The sequence below is a fragment of the Marivita sp. S6314 genome (genome assembly GCF_023015985.1).
Lineage (GTDB): Bacteria > Pseudomonadota > Alphaproteobacteria > Rhodobacterales > Rhodobacteraceae > Marivita.
Genome location: NZ_JALKAO010000004.1, coordinates 1 through 24,458 on the forward strand (window position 1 = coordinate 1; position 24,458 = coordinate 24,458).

The window sequence follows — 24,458 nt, forward strand, 5'->3', positions numbered from 1 at the left end:
TCAGACACCGACCGCGCATACATCTCCTCGTACCGCGCCGCATCAACATGCGCCCGCGATACCAGATCGGACGAGGGGGGATAGGTTTTGGCTGTTCCAGTGGTGGATTGGTCTTTCATAGTCTCGGTCTCCTCGCATCGCCCAGTCCTCCCCGGGCGCCATGGAATGCAATTGCATCGTGCAACTGCAGCTTGGGTGCGATCATAGAGACGTGTGAAAACAAATAAATAAGTAAATAAAAAACAGGTGGTTAGCTGTAAAGAATTTGCAAATGCACTGGAAAAAATGTGAAGTAATTCACAAGACGTAACGTAACACATTCAAAAAGCGAAGAACTTTAATCTGCCGAAAAAAGCAGCAAATGCCGTGAATGCGACATGCCGAAGCAGGCAAAGATACCCAGTAGTGGGTGTGACATATTGATCCGGTATGCCGTTGTATGCCGTTTTGCGCGCCTGTTTTTCGCACCCGCATGAAAACGCGTGTTCATCCGCTGCGCAGATTCGTCGTGAGTCGCCCGCATCGTTAGCGCTGAACAATTCTGCAGTGGCTGTGGCATGCCCGCTGCGCTAGCCTGACGGCACTGATTTCAAGAAGGCCGGACCTCATGCCCACGTCATCCTCTCTCGCGCGTCGTATCGCCGTTGGTCGCGGAGACGCACCTGCCGATCTGGTGTTGCGCGGAGGGCAGGTCTTGGATCTGGTCACCGGGGAATTGTTGGCCGGGGATGTGGCCATCTGCGACGGGTTCATTGCCGGGACCTGCGCATCGTATGATGCGCCGGAAGTCATTGACGTAACCGGCCTGATCCTTGTGCCCGGCTTTATCGACACGCATCTGCATATCGAAAGCTCTCTTGTCACACCGTTCGAATTTGACCGCTGCGTGCTCCCGCATGGCGTGACCACGGCGATCTGCGATCCACATGAAATCGCCAATGTCATCGGGGCCGAGGGCATCCGCTATTTTCAGGAGGCCAGCACGCACACGCTGATGGACATCCGCGTGCAATTGTCGTCCTGCGTGCCGTCGACCCATATGGAAACCGCCGGAGCCGACTTGTCGGCTTCGGATCTGGCCGGTTTGATGGGACATCCGTCCGGCATTGGTCTGGCGGAATTCATGAACTATCCCGGCGTCATTCATCGCGACCCTGGTGTTTTGGAAAAACTCGAACTGTTCCGCAACGGGCATATCGATGGGCATTGTCCGCAGCTGCTGGGGCGTGATCTGAACGCGTATGTCAGCGCGGGTATTTCAACCGAACACGAGGCAACCACCGCCGGTGAAGCGCGCGAAAAGCTGCAAAAAGGCATGCGTGTGTTGATCCGGGAAGGGTCGGTGTCTAAGGACCTTCATGCGCTGCAAGCTTTGCTCACCGAGCGGACCGCGCCGTACATGTGCCTGTGTACCGATGATCGCAATCCGCTGGACATCGGCGAAGAGGGCCATCTGGATTACATGATCCGCACGCTGATCGCGCTTGGCACGCCACCGCTGGCCGCGTATCGCGCCGCCGCGTTGTCAGGGGCCGAGGCCTTTGGCCTGAAAGATCGCGGCCTGATTGCGCCGGGCAAACGGGCAGATATCGTCGCGGTCACATCGCTTGAGGCCTGTGACGTTCAGCGGGTGTTCTGCACAGGGGTGGAAGCCACTGCAGACGCGTTTGCTGCCCGCACAACCCTGCCGCCGGTGGCGCGCCGGTCGGTGCATGCGCCGGTTTTGACTCCCGAGGATTTCAGGGCGCGCGCCAACACGCCGGATACGGACGTGATTGGTATCCTCGAAGGCAAGATCATCACCGAACATCAGCGCGAAACCATTCCAATTAAAGACGGCGACAAATACCCTGATCCCGCCCGCGACCTGATCCGGATTTCGGTGATCGAACGGCATGGCAAGAACGGCAACATCGCTACCGGTTTTGTGCGCGGTTTCGGGCTGAAACACGGGGCCATCGCGTCAACCGTGTGCCATGACCATCATAATATCGCCTGCGTCGGGGTGGACTATGCCGATATGGCCTGTGCCGCGAACCGTTTGACCAAGCTTGAAGGCGGATTTGTTGTCGTTCGGGACGGGCAGGTGCTGGCGGAACTGGCCTTGCCCGTTGCCGGGTTGATGAGCCTTGAGCCCTTTGAGCATGTCCGGGACAGGTTGATTCAGCTGCGCGACGCCGCCCGCAGCCTCGGGGTCACGCTCAACGAGCCGTTCTTGCAATTGGCCTTCCTGGCGTTGCCGGTCATCCCGGCGCTCAAGATCACGGACCGGGGTATGGTCGATGTGACGAAGTTCGAGATTATTCCCTAGGGGGTGCCTGACCCCTGCGCCCGGTCCAGCAATTCCGCGAGCAACGGGTTCGGATAGCGGCGGTCCAGCGTGACGGCGTAGAACACCTCGTGCAGGTCGAGCATGGCGGCTTGCTTTAGTTCGCCTCGGGCCAGTTCGTCCTGCACCACGATCGGCGGCACGACGGCCAAACCTGTGCCCTGTCGCGCCAACAAGCGGATCATGGCCATGTCATCCACCTCGGCGGCAATCGTTGGCACTGCGTTCACGCGCCGCAAGAGCGTGTCAAACGCGTCGCGGATTTGTGTGTCGCGTGTCGGAAGGATCAGCGGATGGCGTGCGACAAGCGCTTCCAGCGTGTCGGTTCCCGTCACGCGGTCGGCGGTGCCGAACAGGCCGACGGTCTGATCGGCCAGTTTTTGGGACAGGTAGGGGGTCATCGCGTCGCGGGGCGGGGCGGTGTTGGTCAGGACGACATCAAGGTTCAGCGCATCAAGCGCCGCGTAGAGTTCGGCAGCGCTGCCGGATCGCAGGATCACCTCAACATCGGGTCGGCCCAGAACCGGGGTGATGAATGACAGCTGAAAGTTACGTGACAGCGTGGACATGGCCCCGACCCGCAAAGCCCGCACGGGGCGCGATGCCTCGCGCAGCGTGTCGAGCAATTCTTCTCCGGCAGTAAAGATCGTGTCGGCGTGATCAAGGGCAATGCGCCCCGCTTCGGTCAGGTGCAGCGCGCGACCGCGTCGTTCGAAAAGCGCCTGGCCGATCCGGGCTTCCAACTGTTTGATTTGCGATGACAGGGCCGATTGCGACAGGTTCAGCCGCTCAGCCGTACGGGTCAGGTTGCCGTCATGAGCGACAGCCCAGAAATACCGAAGGTGGTGGTAATTCAAATCGGACATTCGTTCACTTTAATAGAACGATTATTCTCATACAATGTATTTTAATTCATCTTTCGGTCGAGCTACCTCGTTCTCAAAGATCACGTGACGAGGGGAGACCGCACCATGATCACCTTACTTCCACTGCTGGCTCCGGCGTTTTTCGCCGTCGTGGGGCTGATTTACATGCGTTCCGACATGCCGCGCGGTGCGCCGCAATTGCGGCTTGGGGAATTTGCCGGTCTGGGTGCCATCGCGGTTTCCCTTTTGGCCTTGGTGTCGCTGATCCAGACCGGTTCCGCCACCAGCCCAATGATCGGGTTTGCCGAAATGGGCTTTGCGGCCCGCATTGATGCGGTCAGTGTCACGATGCTGATGCTGGTCAGCTTTATCGGCTGGGTCGTGATGCGCTATGCCGTCACCTACACGGATGGTGAACACACGCAGGCGCGGTTTCTGGGATGGTTGAGCTTGGCCCTTGCGGCGGTTCTGCTCTTGGTGACGGCAGGCAATCTTGTTCAGTTGATTGTGGGCTGGGGCGCGGTTGGCATTTGTGTGAACCGGCTGTTGCTGACCTACCCCGAACGGGCAGCGGCACAGCGCGCGGCGCGCAAGAAAGCGCTGTGTTCAGCCGCGTCTGACATTGGACTGATCGCAGGTGCGATTGCGCTTGGAGTGGCCTACGGGACCGCAGATATCGCCGCCATCCTTGATGCGGCGCGGGCCGGAGACGGCGGCACGGCGGCGGTTGTTGCGGTGGCGTTGCTGGCGGTGTCGGCCTTGTTCAAATCCGCGCAGATCCCGACCCATGGCTGGCTGACCGAAGTGATGGAAGCGCCGACACCGGTGTCGGCCCTGTTGCATGCGGGCGTTGTCAATGCGGGCGGGTTCCTCCTCATCCGCTTTGCAGACGTCCTTCTGCTGGCCCCCGGTGTGCTGTCCATTCTTGTGATGGTTGGCGGTTTGTCTGCGCTCTTTGGTGGGCTGGTGATGCTCACGCAGCCATCGGTGAAGACATCGCTGGCGTGGTCCACCGTGGCGCAGATGGGCTTTATGATCCTGCAATGCGGTCTGGCACTGTTCCCGCTGGCCCTGCTGCACATCGTGGCGCATTCGCTTTACAAGGCGCACGCATTCCTTGCCTCTGGTGGGGCGGTTGCGCAGGTGGCGTCGATCCGGCGTCCCGGTCCGGTGGCGATCCCGAACGGCAAGGCGGTGCTCAAGGCGTTTGCCATTGCGCTTGCGATCTACTTTGCCATCGGTCTGTTGCTGGGTCTTGATGGAAAATCCGCGCAGGCGATTGCCCTTGGGGCAGTTTTGGTGATGGGCGTGGCTTACCTGCTGGCGCAGGGTCTGGCCGACAAGGCCCCCGGCGTGCTGACGCAGCGTATGGCGCTCTATTCGCTGGCGACCACGCTGAGCTACTTTGCGTTGCAATCCATCGCGATCTGGCTGACGGCGGGCACGCTGCCCGCGACGCCAGCGCCGGGTCCGCTGGAATGGGCGTTGATGGTGCTCACGATCATCAGCTTCGGCGCGGTGGCGCTGGCACAGGCAACCTTCCCGAACTGGGCGACACACCCATCCGCGCAAGGCTTGCGGGTGCATCTTTCAAACGGGTTTTACCTCAATGCGGTGTTTGACCGGGTGACGGGCGGCTGGGCGGCCCGGACATCTAGGGCTTCCCGGTAATTCAGGCACAGGAGTAGACGATATGTTGACGATGGTTGAACGGTTCTCGGGTCCTGCGCTTGAGATCATGGCAGGCGCAAAAACCGCCGCGTCCCACATTCCGCCACTATGGGCACTGGATGCCACGGTTGCGGTGAACCCTTATGTCGGGCAGGCCGGAGAGCCTTTGCAGGTGGCCGCCGCCCGTCTGGCGCGGGTGGCTGGTGTCCGGACGGTGGCAGAGCGGGCGCATTTCAAAGCCAAGTATGACGCGCATGAGCTGAGCCTTGGCGATCTGGAAGCGAGTCTTGCCGAGGTGCCGGAACTGACAATGTCGGTTGATGAGCTGATCGCGGCGATGTCTGCCGAGGTGGCGGCCCCCGAAACGCTGCCAACGATTGCAGACCTTGCCGAAGAGGTGTCAGACATCAACTGGCCGGACTTTGTCGCGGAACGGATCGGCCACTGGGCCGCGGGGCATTACGATGCCGGTCAGGCACTTTGGCCCGCGCCGAAAACCCGCGTCTGGCTGGCGTGGCGGTCCTTTGCGCAGCGCGACCTGACGCCCGAGATTTTTGGCCTGACGGGGTTTGCCAGCCGGGTGGCGTCCATGTCGATGTCAGCACGCGGCGCGCTGACCAAATGCGCCGAGGACATGGGCATCACAGCCGAGGTGTCGGAAAGCTATTTCCACACGCTGCTGATGCGGCTTGGCGGATGGGCGCAGCTTGCCTCGGGCGAGGCGTTTCGTGCCAATCTCAAAGGCGAGGGCAACAACGACATCACTGACCTTCTGACCGCCAAGCTGGTGTTCGAGGCGGCCTTGTTGGCGCGCTACGAAAACCAGATCGGCGCGCGGTGGAAAGAGGTGCTTGAGGCCCATGCCCAGCCGATTGTTCCGTCGCAGGACGATCTGATTGATGCGGCCCTTCAGGCGGCGGCGGATCACGCATCGGCCCGGAAACTGGACGAAACGCTGTGCCAGACCGTGCCAGAAACGGATGTTGCGCCCGACATTCAGGCCGCGTTCTGCATCGACGTGCGGTCCGAAGTGTTCCGGCGCGCATTGGAGGCGACCGGTACGAATATCGAAACCATCGGCTTTGCCGGGTTCTTCGGGATTGCAGCCGCCCATAACGGGTTTGCATCCGACGTCACCGAAACACGCGGGCCCGTTCTGATCAACACAGGGGCCGACACGGTGGCCACAGACCCGGACGCGACAGACACGCTGACCCGGGTAGCGCGGCGGGTGACACGGGCCTGGGGCCGGTTCCGGCTGGCGGCGGTGTCCAGCTTTGCCTTTGTTGAGGCCACGGGGCCGCTTTATCTGGGCAAGCTGATCCGGGATTCGCTGGCACAGAGGAAACCAAGCCTTGGGACCGATCCTGCGCCGGCGCTGGCGGGCGATGTGAGCCTTGAGGACCGCATCACCATGGCGGCTGGCATCTTGTCCGCGATGTCGTTGAAATCGGGTCTGGCCAAACTGGTTTTGCTGGCCGGACACGGGGCAGGCGTTGTGAACAACCCCCATGCCAGTGCGCTGCAATGTGGGGCCTGCGGCGGCCATGCGGGGGATGTGAATGCCCGGCTGGTGGCGCTGTTGCTGAATGATCCGGACGTCCGCGCGGGATTGGCCGACAAGGGGCTCGACGTGCCTGCAGACACGCTCTTCGTTGCCGGGTTGCACGACACGGTGACAGATGAGGTGACGCTTTACGAGGCGGACCTGCCGTCGGGCCATGCGCAGAAAGACACGCTTGCCAGCTTGAAAACCGCCTTGCGGCAGGCGGCCAAGGTCACGCGGGCCGAACGGGCCCCGCGTTTGCCGCGTGCGAAGACTGCCGACGCGGTGATGGAGCGGGCCAAGAACTGGTCCGAGACACGTCCCGAATGGGGTCTTGCCGGGTGTTCGGCCTTTATCGCCGCCCCCCGTGCGCGGACGGCGGGCCGGAACCTGGAGGGCCGGTCTTTCCTGCATAATTACACGTGGCAGGAGGATACCGAGTTTGGAGTACTGGAACTGATCCTGACCGCCCCTGTTGTGGTCGCAAGCTGGATCAGCCTGCAGTATTACGGATCGTCTGTTGCGCCCGATGCGTTCGGGGCGGGCAACAAGCTGTTGCACAATGTCACCGGCGGGATCGGCGTGATCGAAGGCAATGGCGGCGTGCTGCGCGGTGGTCTGCCCTGGCAGTCTGTCCATGACGGTGACAAATTCATGCACGATCCGGTGCGGCTCAGTGTGGCGGTGGAAGCCCCGCGCGAGGCGATCACCGATATCCTTAAGCGGCATCCCGGCGTGGCAGAGCTGTTCGACAATGGCTGGCTCAAGCTGTTCGTGATCGGCGAAGCCGGTGGGCTGGCCTGGCGCTATACGGGCAAGGGGCAGTGGACATCGATGGACGGCCACACGCCGCCTGCCAATATCGCGGCCGAATAAACCGCGTCAGGGCTGGGTGATGTCGACCGACACACCCAGCCCGCGCAACACGTCCCAATAGTTGGGGAAAGTCTTTGACACGCAATAAGGGTCTTCGATCCTGACGCCGTCAATCTTGAGCGCGGCCAGTGCAAAGCACATTGCAATGCGGTGATCGGCATAGCTGTCGATCAGGCAGGGGTGCGATTGCCCGGCCAGCGACGGATCAGCATGCACGATCAAATCATCGCCTTCGATGCTGGCAAGATCGGCGCGGATGGCTGTCAGTCCGGCATGGACTGCTTCGATCCGGTCACATTCCTTGACCCGCAGGTTTTCGATCCCGGTGAAGCGCACCGGGGTTTCGTTGAACGCCGCCAGCACCGCCAATGTCGGCACGGCGTCCTGCATTTGTGATCCGTTGATCTGCGCCGGCATGTTCGGAAACGCCGCGATCATGTCATAAGCCTTGGCGTCGGGCTGGTTCATGTCGGCAGGGGCAATCCCGATGTCAATCTTGCCTTTGGTCAGCACATCCGCCGCCCAAAGATAGGTCGCCGCACTGGCGTCCGGTTCAACCGGGTACTCTGCCGCCCTGTACCCGCCCGCAGAGATGACGATCTCGCTTTCGAAGACCACCTTGGCCCCGAACGCGCGCATGACGGCGGCTGTGATGTGCAGGTAGCCCACCGCGCCGATCTTGCCGCCGCCGATGCGAATACGCGTGTCGCCGTCGCCCATGGCCGCCAGCATCATGATCGCCGAAATGTACTGGCTTGACAGGGTGCCGCTGACCTCGATCTCGCCACTGCGGAAATTGCCGGTGCCTTTGACCAGAACGGGCGGGCAACCGGTTTCCGAGGTTGCATCGACCCCCATTGCGCGCAGCGTCTCAAGCAGCGGCGCGATGGGGCGTTTCTGCATGTGTGCGTCGCCGGTGATCACCGTGTCGCCGTTCACAAGCGCCACCGCCGCTGTCAGAAACCGCACGGCGGTTCCGGCATTGCCCAGAAACAGCGGCTCGGACGCGGGTTTCAGGGAGCCTGTCCCATGCACCTCGACCGTTGTGTCGTCGATCTCGGTGATCTCAACACCCATCGCGCGTAGGGCGGCCATCATGTACTTGGTATCGTCACTTCGCAAAATGCCGCTCAGCCGGGATGTGCCGCGTGCAAGACCGGCCACAAGCAGGGCGCGGTTGGTGACGGATTTCGACCCGGGAAGGTTCACCGTCCCCGTCAGCGGCATGGTAACCGGGGTGATCTGGGCAATTGGCAACGACATGATGCGGCTCCAAGCGAAACAACAGGGCGTGGTTTACGCGTTTTGCCCCGCGTCGCAATCCGAAAACGTGCTGAGGCCTGTGCGCCGGGTGTCCAAGCGGGAGCGGATGGGACGGGGTGCGCCCGATAAGGTCCGGTCTTACGTGCTGTGCAACAGGCGCATCATGGCGCGGGCTGCCGACCGAGGCGGAAACGGACAGGGTGTTACAAAACTGTTAAATCGGCCCTATAGACCCGCCGCGACAGTTAAAATCTGAAAGATGTCCATGACCACATACGCGCTGAATGGCCTTGGCCGGATCGGGAAACTCGCGTTGAAACCCTTGCTGGACAGCGGGGCCGAGATTGCCTGGATCAACGACGCCACGGGCGACGCCGCCATGCATGCCCACCTGTTGGAATTCGACACGGTTCACGGTCGCTGGGACGCCGCTTTTGATCACGATGCAAACAGCGTCACGATCAACGACCGGACGCTGCCCTTTGTCGGAACCAACGATCTGGCGGACCTGCCGTTGGAAGGCGTTGACGTTGTGATTGATTGCACCGGCGTCTTCAAAACCGAGGCACAGCTTGCGCCGTATTTTGACGCAGGCGTCAAGAAGGTCGTTGTCTCGGCCCCGGTCAAGGACGGACCGACCGCAAACATCGTCTATGGCGTGAACCAGCACATCTACGATGCCGCACAGCACCGGATCGTCACGGCAGCCAGCTGCACAACCAACTGTCTTGCCCCGGTGGTGAAGGTCTTGCACGAAAACATCGGGATCAAACACGGCTCTATCACCACGATCCATGACGTGACCAACACCCAAACCATCGTCGATCGCCCCGCCAAGGACCTGCGCCGCGCGCGGTCGGCGCTGAATTCCCTGATCCCCACCACCACCGGCAGTGCCACTGCGATCACGTTGATCTACCCGGAGCTTACCGGACGGTTGAACGGACATGCCGTGCGCGTGCCGCTATTGAACGCCTCGCTGACCGATTGCGTGTTCGAGATGCAGCACGAAACCACGCGCGAGGAGATCAACGCGCTGTTCAAAACCGCCGCCGACGGCGCATTGCGCGGGATCCTGGGCTATGAAGAGCGGCCGTTGGTGTCGGCTGATTACACCAACGACACACGGTCCGGCATCGTCGATGCGCTGTCCACGATGGTGGTGAACGGCACGCAGGTCAAAGTCTACGTCTGGTACGACAACGAAATGGGATACGCCCACCGTCTGGTGGATGTGGCGCTGATGGTCGGGGACAGCCTGTGAGCCGACCCGAAGGTCTTTCGGCCTACATCGCTGTCACGGCGGCTTACTGGGCGTTTATGCTGACAGATGGCGCACTGCGAATGCTGGTGCTTTTGTACTTTCACACGCTGGGATTTTCACCGGTCCAGTTGGCCTATCTTTTTGTGCTGTACGAAGTCGCGGGCATGGTAACGAACCTGTCGGCAGGGTGGATCGCGGCCCGGTTCGGACTGGCGGCGACACTGTATGCCGGGCTGGGCCTTCAGGTCGCGGCACTTCTGGCGCTGGGCCAGCTTGATCCGGATTGGACGATTGCGGCGTCTGTCGCGTTTGTCATGGGGGTGCAGGGGGCATCGGGTGTGGCCAAGGATCTGGCCAAGATGTCCTCGAAATCCGCCGTCAAACTGCTGGCACCGACAACAGGGGATGGGCTGTTCCGCTGGGTGGCGCTGCTGACCGGGTCCAAGAATGCGGTCAAGGGGATCGGGTTTTTCATCGGGGCGGCGCTGCTTGGGACCTTTGGATTTGAGGCGGCTGTCTATGGGATGGCGGCCGTTTTGGCGGGTATCTTGATCGCGATTGTGATTGCCATGCCGCCGGGCCTGCCCAGCGGGCGAAAGACGGCCAAGTTTTCCGAGGTGTTTTCCAAGTCCGCCAACATCAACTGGCTGTCCGCTGCCCGCGTGTTCCTGTTCGGCGCGCGGGATGTCTGGTTCGTGGTCGGCATCCCGATCTATTTCTACGCCGTCCTGTCAGACGGGACCGAGGCGGGCAATCGTTCCAGCTTTTTCCTGATTGGCACATTCATGGCGCTGTGGATCATTCTCTATGGCGCGGTGCAGGCCAATACTCCCCGGCTGCTGAACGCCACCGGACGCAGCACCGCAGATCTGGTCGCAGAGGCCCGCATCTGGGCGCTGCGGTTGCTGGTGGTGCCGGTGGGGCTGACCGTTGCGGTCCTGCTGTCGCCGGGGCCGCAGCCCTGGCTGACCATCACGCTGGTCTGTGGTTTGCTGGTTTTCGGGGCCTTGTTCGCCGTCAATTCCGCGCTGCACTCCTATTTGATCCTTGCGTTTACGCGTAATGACCGGGTGACCATGGATGTCGGGTTTTACTACATGGCAAATGCGGGCGGGCGCTTGTTGGGCACGGTGCTGTCCGGGCTCAGCTACCAGATCGGTGGACTGGCACTGGTGCTGGGCACGGCGTCAGCCATGGTTGCGGCGTCGGCGCTGCTGGCCGGCCGCTTGCGCGCACCGCCAAGCGTGGTGACGTGACGGGACGTCCCGCCGCTTGATTGTGTGATGCGATGGCGCGATCCGGGCGCTGGCCAAGGCGCGCCGTTGGTGTCGTGTGGTCACGCGGGCGTCAAAGCCCGAGGCAGCGGGTGGTTCATTCCTGACGCATCACCCTTTCAGAGCGATGGCAACCAAAGGGCCAGTTGCGGGAAAACGATCAGCAGTGCGACCAGGAACAGCGAGCAAAAGATGAACGGAAATGCCGAGGTGTAAATTTCGCGCATCGTGGTGCCTGGGGGCGCCACCCCCTTCATCACGAACAGCAATAATCCGAAGGGTGGGGTGGTGAAGCTGATCTCAAGCGACAAGAGCATGATAAGCGCAAACCAAATCGGATCGAAACCAAGCGTTTGCGCGAGGGGAAAAAAGATCGGGACAGTCAGGAGCATGATCGAAATCTGTTCCATGAACATGCCGAGCAGCAACAGGACCGCAAACATCACAAGCAGCATCGCCAAAGGTGCAAGTTCAAAGCTTGTCGCCCAATTCACCAGACCCCGGGACGCGCCGGAGAAGGCCAGCAGTTGGCTGAACGTCGCCGAGCCGAAAACGATGAGATAGGCCATCAACGTCACCTTGAGCGCGCCGATCACCGACTTCTTCATCGCGTCCCAGCTCAGACACCGGAAGATCGCGGCCAGGACCAGAACGCCAAGCGCGCCAAAGGCCGCGGCCTCGGATGGTGTGACAAACCCTTTGATCATCAGCGCGATGATGATGATCATGACGCTGACCATTGGGATCACTTCACGCAGAAGCAGGCCAAGCTTGGACAGAAAGGACATCGGTTCCACGTCATAGGCGGGCGCGGCTGTCGGGTCGATCTTGGTCTGTATCCAGATTGTGGCGATATAGAACCCCGCAAGGATCAGGCCGGGGATCACGCCCGCAATCAGAAGGGCCGCCACGTCGATCTGAGCGAGCGTCGCCAGCAGCACAGCGAGCGCAGAGGGTGGAATGATGATTGCCAGACCACCCGTGCCGAGGATCGGGCCGATGCTCATATGCGACTTGTAACCCCGGCGGCTCATCTCGGGCACCATCAAGGAGCCGAGCAGCGCAGTGGAGCCCATGGATGAGCCCGAAAGCGTAGAAAAGGCCGTGCCGCCCAACACCGTGACATAGCTGAGCCGCCCTGGAAGGCGGCCCAAAAGCTTGTCGATGGCGGTAAACATGCGCCCGCCAAGGCCGGTGTGAAAGAAGATTTCCCCCATCAAAAGGAAGAGCGGAATGGGCATCAGCGCGTATTTGGTGAGCGAACCGAGACCGTTGTTGAGCAGCTGCATCACCCCGCGCTCACCGCCCATGAAGACCCATGCGCCGATGATATTGGCGGCCAGAAAGGCCAAGGCGATCGGCATTCCGATCGCCATGAGCAGCATGATCGTGCCAATCAGCAGGGCCAGCGCTTCGAACCATTCCATTATTCGTGTATCCCCGCTTCGCCGCTATGCATCAGGTCTTCGCCAAAGATGAAGCGCGAGAATTCAATCGCCATCATTCCGAACGAGAGCGGAAAGGCGATGGTCAGGAGCCAGCGCGGATAATAATAGGCGCGGGTGTCGAAATCGCCCCGCTGCAGGTTGATCATGACAAGCTCGACGCCCTTCCACGCGAGGATCGCACAGACCAGCACGCAGGCCGTAGCGACGGAGCGGCTGAGAAGGCGGCGCGGTTGCTCGGGCAGGGCAGCGGTGAGCAGTTCGATGTGCACATGACCCTTTTCGCGCACCAGCCAGGGCGCACCGAGCATTGTCATGTACAGCAGACCGTATTCAGCCGACGTAAAGAGCCATGCAAAGGGCTGAAGCCCCAGATTTCGCATCACCACGGACGTGATGACCGACACCATGATCCACACAAGCGTGAGGCCTGATATGCCTGCCATGCCATATAGCAAGGCCTTGTAGACCGTGTTGATCATCGCTGATGGCTCCGGAAAAAGGCGGGCCTGCCCGTAAGGTAGCAGGCCCGGATGCGGGATTAGTTGGCGGCGTCCAGATCGTAGAAGAGTTCGATCAGGCGGTCATAGTTGTCGGTGCCACCGGGCTGGCCGGACATGACCTCTTTCATCCGCTCCCAAGTCTTTTCACGGGCGGCGGCAAGGTAATTTGCCTTGGCCTCACCTTCGAGCGAGACAACCTTCATGCCAGCCGCATCCAGCGCTGCGAAGTCTTCGTCACGCTTGGTACGCAGTGCCGCAACGCTGTCTTTCTCATGCTGGATGGCCACGTCCTGAACGATCTTCTTTGCCTCGTCCGAGAGCGAGTTCCACTTGTCGTTGTTGACGATCACGCCAAGGTCGGTCGAGAAAAAGCACGGCTCGATCCGGTAGTTCAGGAACTCGTTCCACTTCAGGTCGATCAGGCCAATCTGCGTCCAGCCTGTTGCATCCACCACACCGCGTTGCAGCGCGGAATAGACCTCGCCAGTGGGCAGGTCGATCACCTGCGCGCCCAGGTAGTTGGTGAAGAATGCGTTGTAGACGTTGTTGCCGCGCAGCTTGAGACCTTCAACCTCAAGGTTGCCGTCGGCATCAAATGTCGGTTCGTTGCGGGTCCAAAGATTGTAGCACACGCCGCTGTCGAACCAGCCGAGGTATTTCAGGCCCATTTTCTCTTGGTGAATCTGGTCGATCAGGGCGATACCGCCGTTTTCGCGGGTCTCAACGGCGGTGAGGTTGGATGCAACCATGGCGTCCTTTTCGGGCAGAGCGCCGCCATAGAACGAGCCGGGTGTGTAGACCATGTCCACAATCCCATCGCGCACCGCATCGGGCTGCTGGAACATACCAATGGCCTCGGGGCCGCCCCGTACATCAATCTGAACCACACCTTTGCCGGCCTCGTTGACCTTGTCGACAAAGCTTAGGAAGCTTTTCGTGTAGATCAGCGTTTCGGGGAATGCATGCACCGCCGAGATCGTCTCTTCGGCCTTGAGCGTTCCCGCCACCAGCGTGGCCCCTGCAAGCAGGCTTGCCATAAGTTTCATTTTCATCGTGTCGTCCTCCACTGTTTTGAGGTCTCTGCCTCGTTTGTCTGGCCCACTTTGAGCCGTGGTCGCCGGGTCAAACGGCCGTTTTCAATCCGTCTCCGTCAGGCCAGGCCCAGGATGCGGTTTGACTGCGTTGTTGCTTGAACGCGGCGATGGCCGCGCTGTGATTTTGGGTCAGGTCGATATCGTCCCACCCGTTGATCAGTTTGGTTGCCCAACTGTCGTCGAGATCGAAACGAACCTGCACGGCACCAATCGTGACGCAGCGGGCGTCGATGTCTATTCTGGCGTCCTGTGGACCTGTCGCGAACGCCGCTTCCAATGCGGCGTTCGCGGTGTCATCGACCTTGGCCGGTAGAAGCCCATTGTTGACCGCGTTTGCAGCAAAGATGTCGCCGAAGCTGGGAGAGATGACCGCACGGATGCCAGCATCCACCAGCGCATAGACGGCCGCCTCGCGCGATGATCCGCTGCCGAAATTGCGGCCGACCAAAAGCACGCTGGCCTCGGGATGTGCATTGAGTGGGAAATCGTCGCGCAGCGCGCCGGACGCGTCGCGGCGCATGTCATGCAGCAGGTACGGCCCATACCCGTCGGCGCGCGGCACGGACATGAAGCGCGCAGGGATCAGTTGATCGGTATCGATGTTTGCAACCGGCAACCCGAGCGCTGTGCCTTGATGTACGCGCCAGCCGGGCATCACGCAGCGCGTCCTTCGAGCAGCGGACGCACATCGGTGAGCGTGCCGGTCACGGCGGCGGCGGCAACCATGGCTGGGCTCATCAAATGGGTGCGTGCGCCGCGCCCCTGACGGCCTTTGAAATTGCGGTTGGTGGACGACGCGCACCGTTTGCCATCGCGCACCAGATCGCCATTCATCCCCACGCACATGGAGCATCCTGACGCGACCCATTCAAGGCCTGCGTCGATGAAAACACGGTCGAGTCCCTCGGCCTCGGCTTGCGCTTTGACCTGTGCAGAGCCGGGAGAAATCAGCCCCGGCACCTTGGCTTTGCGGCCGCGCAGAACCGTTGCCGCCGCGCGCATATCTTCGATCCGGCCGTTCGTACAGGAGCCGATGAAAACCTGATCAACTGGCGTGCCGTCGAGCATGTCGCCAGCCTTCAATCCCATGTATTCCAGCGCCGCGCGGGCGGCCTCGGCCTTTTCGGGTGGGACCTCGGAAGGGTCAGGGATCGGTGCGCTGATCGGCAGCGCCTGTTCCGGGCTTGTGCCCCATGTCACCGTCGGGGAAATCTCGGACGCGTCGAAGGTCACTTCGCGGTCAAAAACCGCGCCTGCGTCGCTTGCAAGCGACGTCCAATCGGCGCAAGCGGTCTGCCAGTTTTGTCCTTTGGGCGCAAAGCGACGCCCTTCCAGATAGGCAAAGGTTGTGTCGTCCGGTGCCACCATTCCAAACCGTGCGCCGCCTTCTATCGACAGGTTGCACAGTGTCATACGACCTTCCATTGAAAGGCCCGTGATGGCGCTGCCCGCATATTCCACCGCATGACCCTGTGCACCGCCGGTGCCCAGTTTGGCGATCCAGCCAAGGGCAATATCTTTCGCCGTCACCCCTGCGCCAAGCGTGCCGTTCACCGTGATGCGCATTGATTTCGGTTTGCGCTGCCAGACGGTTTGCGTGGCAAGCACATGCGCCACTTCCGTCGCGCCGATGCCGAAAGCCAGTGCTCCAAAGGCACCATGCGTCGAGGTGTGACTGTCGCCGCAGTTGATGAGAAGACCGGGCAGCGTCAGGCCTTCTTCGGGGCCGACAACATGCACGATGCCCTGGTGTGGATCGTCCAGATCATAGAGCCGCAGCCCATGCGCGGCGCTATTGCTGCGCAACGTTTCGATCATGCGGGCAATCTGCGGATCGGCGATTTTTGAGCGATCCCTTGTGGGCGCATAGTGATCAACAACCGCAAAGGTGAGCGATGGTTCGGCCACGGACAGGCCACGCTCCGCGATCTTGGCAAACGCGTGGTGTGACCCTTCGTGCACCAGATGTCGGTCGACCCATAGCAGGGACACACCATCATCGCGCTGCAGCACCTCATGGGCGGCCCAAAGTTTGTCGAGAAGGGTTTGCGGCGTCGCCATTACCCCTCTCCCTCGCTCTGGCCAATCGCAGGCTCCCAATGACGCGCCGCGCCCTGGCCGACACGCGTCAGCGGCATTTCCAGCCGGAACATATCAGGACGGTACAGCCCCGACAGATATTCAACCCCGTTACCGTCAACATCGCGCACGACACGGCGCAGCGACAGTAAGGCGGACCCGACCGCCACGTTCAGCGCTTCCGCCACATCGGGCCCAGCGAGCGTGGCACTCACCGATTGATGCGCCTCCTTGATCTGGACGCCGCTGCGCTCAAGCAGTGTGAAAAGCGGTTTGGTCGCGAGATCGTTTTCGGAATAATTCTGGGCAATTTGCGCCGGAACATAGGTCGTCAGGTGAGAGAAGGGGATGTCGTCCGCCAAACGCACCCGCGTGGCGATCTGGACCTTGCTCTTGCTGTCGAAACCCATGGCGGTGGCCACGAAATCGGGCGCCGTGTCATAGGAAAACGACAACAGCCGCGCTGTGGTCTGCTGGCCCATCTCAACAAGCTGCGGCATCAAGGTGTTGAAATCCATTGCCGCGCGTTGACCGCTGGCGACCCGTGCGCGGACCTTGGTGCCGCTGCCTGCGCGCCGTTCGATCATCCCGCCTTGGGCCAGTGCATCCAGTGCGCGGCGCACGGTGACGCGGCTGACCCCGAAGGTTTCGGCAAGCTTCTGTTCGCCTGGCAGGCTTTCACCGTCGCGCAGGTCGCCGCCGGTGATCTGATCACGCAGCGACAGGTAAACATGCCGCGCCTTGACCCCGTCCGGCAGTATCTGAACAGCCTCCGCCCGCACCGCGATTCCTCCATATTTCTGAGTCGGAGGGTAAATGCGTTCTTTCCAAAAGCAAGGATTAGTATTCTGAATGTGCCGAAAAATTCTTTGGAATGATGCAATATATGTATTACAAATAATACAGATTGTGGGAGGGAGATGGTCATGCCAATCGTCGAGTTGCACGTTCTTGAAGGCTATAATGCGCAAGAAAAACAAAGGCTTGGTGCGGCGTTGACCGATGCAGTGCGATTCGTGGTTCCAGCCGCGCCCGAGTTGGTCGCGGTGATGATCCGCGATATGCCGATTGCCGATTATTACCGCGGGGGCACGCCGCGCAGCCCCGCGCCGGCGCGCCCCGATCCTGTTCAGATCGTCAAGGACTATCTTGCTGCGATGGAGGCGCGCGATCTGGAGCAGGCGCGCGCTTTGCTGGGCGACGGCTTTACCATGACTTTTCCTGGAACCGCGCCGATGTACAGGCTGGAAGAGCTGATCGAATGGTCAAAACCGCGCTACAAATTCGTCACGAAAACCTATGACGGCTTTGACGCGATGCAGGGCGCGGGCGAAGCCGCCATCGTCTATTGCCGCGGCACGTTGCAAGGCGAATACCACGACAGTCAGCGCTTTGACGGCATCCGCTTTGTCGACCGGTTCGAGATCACGGGGTGCAAAATCAGCAGGCAAGACGTCTGGAACGACATGGCCGAAGTGAGGGCAAACGTATGAGTGAGATTGACCCCATTACCCTGTCGGTCCTCGCAGGCCGGATGGAGCAGATTGCCGATGAAATGGACGCGACATTGTTCCGTGCGGCCTTTAACCCGATCATCGCCGAAGCGCATGACGCAAGCCACGGGCTCTATCATGCGGTGTCGGGCGATACGCTGGTGCAGGGAAAATCGGGACTACCCATTTTCGTGGGTGTGATGTCTTTCGCGGTAAAAGCCGTGATTGAAAAAGCCGCCCGGGACGGTGACCTGGAAGACGGCGACATCTACATTTTCAATGATGCGCATATCGGCGGCACGCACCTGTCTGACATGCGCCTCGTGCGGCCCTATTTCCGCGATGGAACGTTGTTTTGCTATCTCGCTTCGGTCGGACACTGGCATGACGTGGGCGGCGCTGTGCCCGGCAACTATAATCCTGCGGCGACAGATGTGTTTCAGGAAGCGTTCAACCTGCCGCCTGTAAAACTTGCCCGAAAGGGCGAGATCAATCAGGACATTATCGACATCCTCCTTCGTAACACCCGTTTGCCACAATCGGCGATGGGGGATCTGAACGGCCAGCTTGGGGCGTTGGATCTGGGCGTCAAACGGATGGACGAATTGCTGGATGAATATGGCGCCGACACGATCACCGCCGCGCTTGAGGCGCTCGGTCACCGGGCTGAAGCGTTGATGCGATCTGAACTCACCGATCTGCCCGATGGCCGGTGGGAAGCGACGGATTATCTGGACAATGACGGGATCATTGACGCGCCGCTGAAGATCCAGATTGCGCTTGAGATCAAAGGCGATGAGATGACGCTTGATTTCACGGGGTCGTCGCCGCAATGCGCAGGCCCCGTGAACATCGCATTGCCAACGACTGTGGCAACGGCCTATGTCGCGATCAAGCACGTCTTTCCGGCGCTGCCCGCAAATGCAGGCGTGATGCGCCCGATCAATGTGATCGTCCCCGAAGGAAGCCTGCTTGCCGCGCAATTTCCAGCGCCGACGGGCGGTTATACTGAAACCATTCTGCGGATGATCGATGTGGTCTTTTCGGCGTTTGCGCAGGCTGCGCCCGACCGCGTTGTCGCCAATGCTTATGGCACGATTAACGCGCTCTCGATTGCGGGGACGAAAAAGAACGGGCAGCCATGGGTGATGTTTTCTTTCTATGGCGGGGGGCATGGCGGCTCGATCGAAACGGACGGGCTGAACCACGGCAATGCGCCCATTTCCACTGCGACAATCCCGCCGATGGAGATTCTGGAAGCCGCATATCCGGTGATGTTCCGCACATGGGCGTTGCGCCCGGATAGCGCCGGAGCGGGCGCGCATCGCGGCGGACTTGGTGCGATCTACGAGATCGAAGTGCTGGAGGAAAACGGTGCTGAGGCCTTCCTTTTTGGCGAGCGCGGGCGATTTGCGCCTAAAGGCATTGCAGGCGGCGGCGAGGCGGCCATGAACGTGTTCCAATATGAGCAGGATGACGGCTGGCACAGCCCGCAACTGGCCTCGAAAATGCGCGGCATCAAACTCAAGGCGGGACAGGCTGTGCGTCTCGAAACGCCGGGAGGCGGCGGATATGGCGCGGCGGCTGAACGCAGCGTGGATGCCGTGGCCCTCGACGTGGCGCGCGGTCTGGTGAGCGAAGCCGAGGCGGACGCGATCTACGGCACCAAATGGCGGGAGGGCACGGCATGAGCAGCCGTATGATCGGTGTCGATGTTGGCGGCACCTTTACCGATGTCTTCGTTTTGAACGAGGCCGAGGGCACCGCCAGCGTTGCCAAGGTGCCGACGACGCGTCCCGACCAATCGAGCGGTTTTCTTGACGGGATTGGCTGCGAGGTGCAGGACCTGTCGGAAATCGCGGTCGTCGTGCATGGCACGACAGCCGGCACCAACGCCTTGTTGGAACGCAAGGGCGCAACGACGGGCGTGATCTGCACCGAAGGGTTGCGCGACGTGCTGGAGATGCGCCGACGCGATCGGCCGCGCACCTGGGGCCTGCGCGGAGATTTCGAACCGGTGGTGGACCGCCGCAACCGTCTCGAAGTGCCCGAGCGCACATTGGCCGATGGCACGATCCGCACGCCTGTGGATATTGATGCCGTTCGCATGGCCGCCAAGACGTTGCAGGATCAGGGGTGCGAAGCCGTCGCAATCCTCTTTGCCAATTCCTATGCCAACACGGCCAACGAAGACGCCGCTGTCGCCGCGCTTCGCAAGGTCTGGCACAATGAGCACGTCTCGGCCTCGTCCGAGATTCTGCCCGAGATCCGTGAATTCGAACGCTTTTCGACCACTGCGCTGAACGCCTATTTACAGCCCGAAGTGTCTGGCTATCTGGGGCGGCTGGAAAACGCGCTCAAAGCAGGTGGGTTTGATGGCGAGTTTATGATCGTGCAATCAAATGGGGGCGTGATGGCGGTCGACACCGCCTGCCGTTTGCCCGTGCGCACCGCGCTTTCCGGTCCTGCTGCCGGTGTCATTGCGGCGGGGTATATCGCGCAATCGTCGGGGTTTGAAAACATCATCACCGGCGATATGGGCGGAACAAGTTTTGACGTGTCCTTGATTGCCGAGGGGCAGTCGATGCTGTCGCCGCAGACGTCGATTGATTTCGGAATGGTCGTGCGCAACCCGATGATCGAAATCACCACAATTGGCGCTGGCGGTGGGTCCATTGCGTGGGTCGACAAGGGTGGGCTGCTCAATATCGGTCCGGAAAGTGCGGGCAGCAATCCGGGGCCGGTTGCCTACGGGCTTGGCAATACGCGTCCAACCGTGACGGACGCCAATGTCGTGCTGGGCCGGATTGATCCGGACAACCCAATCGGCGGCAAACTTGACCGGCTGGATCTGACCGCTGCAGGCCGCGCAATTGACGAGCATGTGGGCGCGCCACTGGGACTTAGCACTGTCGAGGCTGCAGAGGCGATCCTCAGGGTCGCCAACAGCCGCATGGCCGGGGCGATCCGACTTGTCAGTATCGAACGCGGTTTTGATCCCAAACGTTTTGCCTTTATGCCCTTTGGCGGCGGCGGCGCGCTTCATACCGGTGCTATGCTGGCCGAAGTGGGGATCGCGCGCGCCATTGTCCCGCGTTATCCTGGGGTCACCTCGGCGATGGGCTGTGTGATTGCCGATATGCGGCAGGATTTCGTGCAAACCATCAACTCGCTCGTCGACACGCTGGATGAGACGGCGTTGGGGACATTCATGCAAGCGCATGCCGATCAGGGCATGGCGCTTCTTGATGCCGCGCGCACCAAATTCGAAGCGCGTGAGCTGAGTTTTGAACTCGACATGGCCTATATCGGGCAGACGCATACTGTTTCTGTGCCAGTGAGCGTGAAGACGTTGGACGGTAAGGTGACCGCCCCCACACGGGCCGAGATCGAAGAGGCGTTTGACACCGCCTATCGCGCCACCTTTGGCAGGCTTCTGCAGAACGGTGTGCGGCGCATTTTGAACCTGCGCAGCGCCGTGACCGGCAAACGCCCCAAATTCGACCTGAGTGCTCTGGCTCCAACCGAGGGCGGCTCACGCGACCCTATCGGCCAAAGACAGGTACATTTCGCTGATACATGGCATGACACGGCGATTTATGACCGGCTTTCTTTGCCGGTGGGTGCTGTCATCAAAGGCCCCGCGATCCTGACACAGCCCGACACGACCGTTCTGATCGAGCCGCATTTGCGGGGCCGGGTCGACCCGTTCGGCAACACCATTATCGAAACCTCGGAGGATGTATCATGAGCAAGCCGGGCAAGTGGGATATCGCGCGCACGGCGCTTTTGACGATTGATCTGCAAAACGATTTTATCCATCCGGACGGCGCGTATGGGCGCGCGGGCCAAGGCGCGGACAGCATCCTTGCCTTGCCGGATCGCATCGCCCCGCTGGCACGGGCCATTCAGGCCAAGGGCGGGCGTTATTTCTCGGCCCAGTTCACACTGGTGCCGGACAAGGACGGCGAACCGCTTATCGCGCCGCATCTGAAAGAACTGCGCCCGTTTCTTGGCAAAGGTGACTTCGCGCCCGGCAGCTTTGGGCACACGCTTGTGGATACGCTGCAGCCGGCGGATTTCGTGATTGAAAAGGTTGTCTATTCGGCCTTCTACCAGACTCGGCTGGAATACCTGATGCGCGCCGTCGGCATAGATCATCTGATCGTCGGCGGCATCGTGACCAACGGCGGTGTCGCCTCTACCTTGCGGGACGCGCATCTGCGCAACATCGAAACGGTCATGCTCACAGACGGTTGCGCGGCCTTCAAACAGGACGTGCATGACGCCACGCTCTTGTCATTGGGCACGATCACCCACCAGATGACCTGCGCCGAGGCGTTGGCTTTGATCAAGGGTGCATCATGAGCTTGCGCGCGCGCCTACAGCAAAAAGAGATCGTCATCGCCCCCGGTGTCTATGACGGGCTGACCGCCTCTCTGGCCGAAACGGCCGGGTTTCAGGCGCTGTATCTCAGCGGTGCAGCCGTCGCCTATACGCGGCTCGGGCGCCCCGATATCGGCCTGACCACCGCGTCCGAGATGGCGGATACCATGACGTTGATTGCGGATCGCACGATGCTGCCTGTGATCATCGACGCCGATACGGGCTTTGGCAACGCGCTCAACGCGCAGCGCACCATGCGTCTTTACGAGCGTGCAGGCGCGTCAGCCTTGCAGATGGAAGACCAGACCTACCCCAAGCGCTGCGGGCACCTGGCGGACAAATCTCTGATCAGCGCTTCCGAAATGGTGGGCAAAATCGCGGCGATGGCCGATGCCCGCGCCTCGGATCAGACGCTCATCATCGCGCGGACTGATGCGATTGCCGTCGAAGGGTTTTCAGCCGCCGAGGATCGCGCCGAGGCGTATCTTGAGGCGGGTGCGGATGTGCTCTTTGTCGAAGCCCCCCAGAATCGCGACCAGCTTGAAACAATCACCAAACGTTTTGCCGGACGTGTTCCGCTTCTGGCCAATATGGTGGAAGGCGGTGCCACGCCAGTCACTGGCGCGGATGATCTTGAAGGCCTCGGCTTTTCCATCGTCATTTTCCCCGGTGGCATCGTCCGCGCTTTGGCCCGCACTGCGCAGGATTATTACCAAAGCCTTGCCCAGCACGGGTCAAACAAGCCCTTCGCTGACAGGATGTTCGATTTTGCGGGGCTCAACGGCATTATGGGAACCGAAGAGATGCTGAAAAAAGGGGCACGCTATGACGGTTCCGACAGTTGAGCGGCCGCCCGAGCGGTTCGATCTCTCAGTCGAAACCCTGATTGTCGGCGCCGGTGCCTGCGGGCTGATTGCCGCTTTGTCGGCGCAGGAAGCCGGGCAAAAGGTCTTGGTGATTGAGGCCGATGCCGTGCCCTCCGGCTCCACCGCTTTGTCGGCGGGATTGATCCCTGCGGCGGGAACCAGGCTGCAGCACGCGGCGGGCATAAAGGACAATCCCGCCCACTTTGCCGCCGATATTCAAACAAAGGCGCATGGCGAGAACGATCAGGCTTTGGTGGACCTTTTGGCACAGAATTCGGCCCCGGTGATCGACTGGCTGGTCGAGGTGCACGGTTTGCCGTTCTCGGTAGTGGATGATTTCGACTATCCCGGTCATTCGGCCCGCCGGATGCACGGGCTTCCGACACGTTCAGGTGCAGAGCTTATCGACGCGCTGCGCAGCGCCGCTGAGCGGGCCGGGATCGACATCATCTGTGAACGCCGTGCAGAGACGCTTTTCTTTGAGGACGGGGGTGTCCACGGCATTGCCGTTCGACGCCCCGATGGAGGTGTGGAAACCATAAGGTGCCGTCGCCTGATCCTTGCCTGCAACGGCTATGGCGGCAACCGCGAACTGGTGGCGCGCCATATGCCCGAGATCGAAGATGGGCTTTGGTTCGGCCATGATGGCAATCGCGGGGAGGCGGTGCAGTGGGCCGAACAGATCGGTGCAGCAACCGACCATCTTGGCGCTTACCAAGGTCATGGCAACGTGGCCCACCCGCATGGCATCCTCATAACCTGGGCCACGATCACCGAAGGCGGGGTGCAAGTGAACCGGCAGGGCAAACGGTTCTGGAACGAGGCACAAGGCTATTCGGAGGCGGCGCGTGCGGTGCTGTCGCAACCGGGCGGCGAAGCTTTTGCCGTCTTCGATGCGCGCATCGCCGACATCGCCCGGCAATTCGAGGACTTCAAACGCGCCGAAGCCCAAGGTGCGATCAAGACGGCGACCACCCTGAACGACCTCGCGCTTGCGCTTGGACTGCCAGCGGACAAGTTCAAAAGGACCATCGCCGAGATCCCCAACCCTGGCAGAGATGACTTTGGCCGTGAGTTCGGCGCAACACGCCTTGCACCGCCATTTTGCGGCGTGCGGGTGACCGGTGCGCTTTTTCATACGCAAGGCGGTCTGAGAGTGGATGATATCGCACGGGTCGTCACGCGCGACGGCACGCCGATTGCAAATCTCTTCGCCGGTGGCGGCGCAGCCTGCGGTGTGTCGGGCCGCAAGGATAGCGGCTATCTGTCGGGAAACGGCTTGCTGGCCGCCGCTGTTTTGGGCCGGATCGCCGGAAAAGCCGCGTCCGTTGGGTGATCCATGCGGATGAACTCTAACGCAGTTGCAACTGGCTTGAGCGTAAACGCTGCTTGAACACACAAGCGAAAGTCCGTGCCCGATCCCACCATCGAAACCATCAGGCGGTGAGCGTGGGACCGGATTGGAGGCATGTGACGCCCGTCATCTTTGCGAGATCTGCAACG

The 24,458-nt window shown here is 61.0% G+C and carries 19 protein-coding genes; 11 read left to right on the forward strand and 8 right to left on the reverse strand.

Going from position 1 to position 24,458, the window contains the following annotated elements; translation table 11 throughout:
- Nucleotides 1-607: 607 nt before the first annotated feature.
- Nucleotides 608-2,311 (forward strand): adenine deaminase, encoded by a 1,704-nt coding sequence (ade, locus tag MWU54_RS12250; RefSeq protein ID WP_247084069.1) that lies wholly within the window; start codon nt 608-610, stop codon nt 2,309-2,311.
- On the opposite strand, the gene MWU54_RS12255 is transcribed toward ade, so the two are convergent.
- Complete coding sequence (locus MWU54_RS12255) at nt 2,308-3,195, reverse strand: LysR family transcriptional regulator (protein ID WP_247084071.1); 888 nt, start codon at nt 3,193-3,195, stop codon at nt 2,308-2,310. The genes ade and MWU54_RS12255 overlap by 4 nt on opposite strands.
- A gap of 165 nt (nt 3,196-3,360) precedes the next feature.
- Here MWU54_RS12255 and MWU54_RS12260 point away from each other — a divergent pair, with 165 nt between their 5' ends.
- Both MWU54_RS12260 and MWU54_RS12265 read left to right on the forward strand, forming a co-directional pair.
- Nucleotides 3,361-4,866 (forward strand): proton-conducting transporter membrane subunit, encoded by a 1,506-nt coding sequence (locus MWU54_RS12260; protein ID WP_247084962.1) that lies wholly within the window; start codon nt 3,361-3,363, stop codon nt 4,864-4,866.
- Nucleotides 4,867-4,897: 31 nt separating this feature from the next.
- Nucleotides 4,898-7,288: a DUF2309 domain-containing protein gene (locus MWU54_RS12265; RefSeq protein WP_247084964.1), complete on the forward strand. Its 2,391-nt coding sequence runs from the start codon at nt 4,898-4,900 to the stop codon at nt 7,286-7,288.
- 6 nt (nt 7,289-7,294) lie between these two features.
- Here the strand turns inward: MWU54_RS12265 and aroA are convergent, their stop codons facing one another.
- A complete protein-coding gene (gene aroA, locus MWU54_RS12270; protein ID WP_247084073.1) occupies nt 7,295-8,551 on the reverse strand; it encodes a 3-phosphoshikimate 1-carboxyvinyltransferase in 1,257 nt (418 codons plus the stop codon).
- Nucleotides 8,552-8,816: 265 nt separating this feature from the next.
- Between aroA and MWU54_RS12275 the strand changes: the two genes are divergently transcribed.
- Both MWU54_RS12275 and arsJ read left to right on the forward strand, forming a co-directional pair.
- Nucleotides 8,817-9,815 (forward strand): ArsJ-associated glyceraldehyde-3-phosphate dehydrogenase, encoded by a 999-nt coding sequence (locus tag MWU54_RS12275; protein ID WP_247084075.1) that lies wholly within the window; start codon nt 8,817-8,819, stop codon nt 9,813-9,815.
- Nucleotides 9,812-11,071 (forward strand): organoarsenical effux MFS transporter ArsJ, encoded by a 1,260-nt coding sequence (gene arsJ / locus MWU54_RS12280; RefSeq protein ID WP_348647648.1) that lies wholly within the window; start codon nt 9,812-9,814, stop codon nt 11,069-11,071. Before MWU54_RS12275 ends, arsJ begins: the two co-directional genes overlap by 4 nt.
- A 137-nt stretch (nt 11,072-11,208) precedes the next feature.
- Here arsJ and MWU54_RS12285 read toward each other — a convergent pair whose 3' ends face one another.
- The 6 genes from MWU54_RS12285 to MWU54_RS12310 form a co-directional block, all read right to left on the reverse strand.
- Entirely contained in the window at nt 11,209-12,516 is a 1,308-nt protein-coding gene (locus tag MWU54_RS12285) for a TRAP transporter large permease (protein WP_247084077.1), read from the reverse strand.
- Nucleotides 12,516-13,016 (reverse strand): TRAP transporter small permease, encoded by a 501-nt coding sequence (locus tag MWU54_RS12290; protein ID WP_247084079.1) that lies wholly within the window; start codon nt 13,014-13,016, stop codon nt 12,516-12,518. Before MWU54_RS12290 ends, MWU54_RS12285 begins: the two co-directional genes overlap by 1 nt.
- A 59-nt stretch (nt 13,017-13,075) precedes the next feature.
- Complete coding sequence (gene dctP, locus MWU54_RS12295) at nt 13,076-14,089, reverse strand: TRAP transporter substrate-binding protein DctP (RefSeq protein ID WP_247084081.1); 1,014 nt, start codon at nt 14,087-14,089, stop codon at nt 13,076-13,078.
- Between the two features lie 70 nt (nt 14,090-14,159).
- Entirely contained in the window at nt 14,160-14,786 is a 627-nt protein-coding gene (gene leuD / locus MWU54_RS12300) for a 3-isopropylmalate dehydratase small subunit (protein ID WP_247084083.1), read from the reverse strand.
- Nucleotides 14,786-16,192 carry a 3-isopropylmalate dehydratase large subunit gene (gene leuC / locus MWU54_RS12305; RefSeq protein ID WP_247084085.1) on the reverse strand — a complete coding sequence of 469 codons (1,407 nt, stop codon included), beginning with the start codon at nt 16,190-16,192 and terminating at the stop codon, nt 14,786-14,788. Before leuC ends, leuD begins: the two co-directional genes overlap by 1 nt.
- A complete protein-coding gene (locus MWU54_RS12310; protein WP_247084968.1) occupies nt 16,192-16,992 on the reverse strand; it encodes a GntR family transcriptional regulator in 801 nt (266 codons plus the stop codon). The genes leuC and MWU54_RS12310 overlap by 1 nt, the downstream gene beginning before the upstream one ends.
- A 144-nt stretch (nt 16,993-17,136) precedes the next feature.
- On the opposite strand from MWU54_RS12310, the gene MWU54_RS12315 reads away from it, so the two are divergent.
- Genes MWU54_RS12315 through MWU54_RS12340 form a run of 6 tightly spaced genes read left to right on the forward strand, consistent with a single transcriptional unit; the run spans nt 17,137 to nt 24,291 of the window.
- On the forward strand, nt 17,137-17,703 hold the full coding sequence (locus tag MWU54_RS12315) for a DUF4440 domain-containing protein (RefSeq protein ID WP_247084087.1): 567 nt from the start codon (nt 17,137-17,139) through the stop codon (nt 17,701-17,703).
- Complete coding sequence (locus tag MWU54_RS12320) at nt 17,700-19,394, forward strand: hydantoinase B/oxoprolinase family protein (RefSeq protein ID WP_247084108.1); 1,695 nt, start codon at nt 17,700-17,702, stop codon at nt 19,392-19,394. Before MWU54_RS12315 ends, MWU54_RS12320 begins: the two co-directional genes overlap by 4 nt.
- A complete protein-coding gene (locus MWU54_RS12325) occupies nt 19,391-21,454 on the forward strand; it encodes a hydantoinase/oxoprolinase family protein (RefSeq protein ID WP_247084110.1) in 2,064 nt (687 codons plus the stop codon). Before MWU54_RS12320 ends, MWU54_RS12325 begins: the two co-directional genes overlap by 4 nt.
- The gene (locus tag MWU54_RS12330; RefSeq protein ID WP_247084119.1) at nt 21,451-22,071 is read left to right on the forward strand and encodes an isochorismatase family cysteine hydrolase; all 621 of its coding nucleotides are present in this window, start codon (nt 21,451-21,453) and stop codon (nt 22,069-22,071) included. The genes MWU54_RS12325 and MWU54_RS12330 overlap by 4 nt, the downstream gene beginning before the upstream one ends.
- The gene (locus tag MWU54_RS12335; RefSeq protein ID WP_247084137.1) at nt 22,068-22,934 is read left to right on the forward strand and encodes an isocitrate lyase/phosphoenolpyruvate mutase family protein; all 867 of its coding nucleotides are present in this window, start codon (nt 22,068-22,070) and stop codon (nt 22,932-22,934) included. The genes MWU54_RS12330 and MWU54_RS12335 overlap by 4 nt, the downstream gene beginning before the upstream one ends.
- Nucleotides 22,915-24,291, forward strand: coding sequence for an FAD-dependent oxidoreductase (locus MWU54_RS12340; RefSeq protein WP_247084146.1), 1,377 nt, complete (start codon nt 22,915-22,917; stop codon nt 24,289-24,291). The genes MWU54_RS12335 and MWU54_RS12340 overlap by 20 nt, the downstream gene beginning before the upstream one ends.
- The last annotated feature ends 167 nt before the right edge of the window (nt 24,292-24,458 follow it).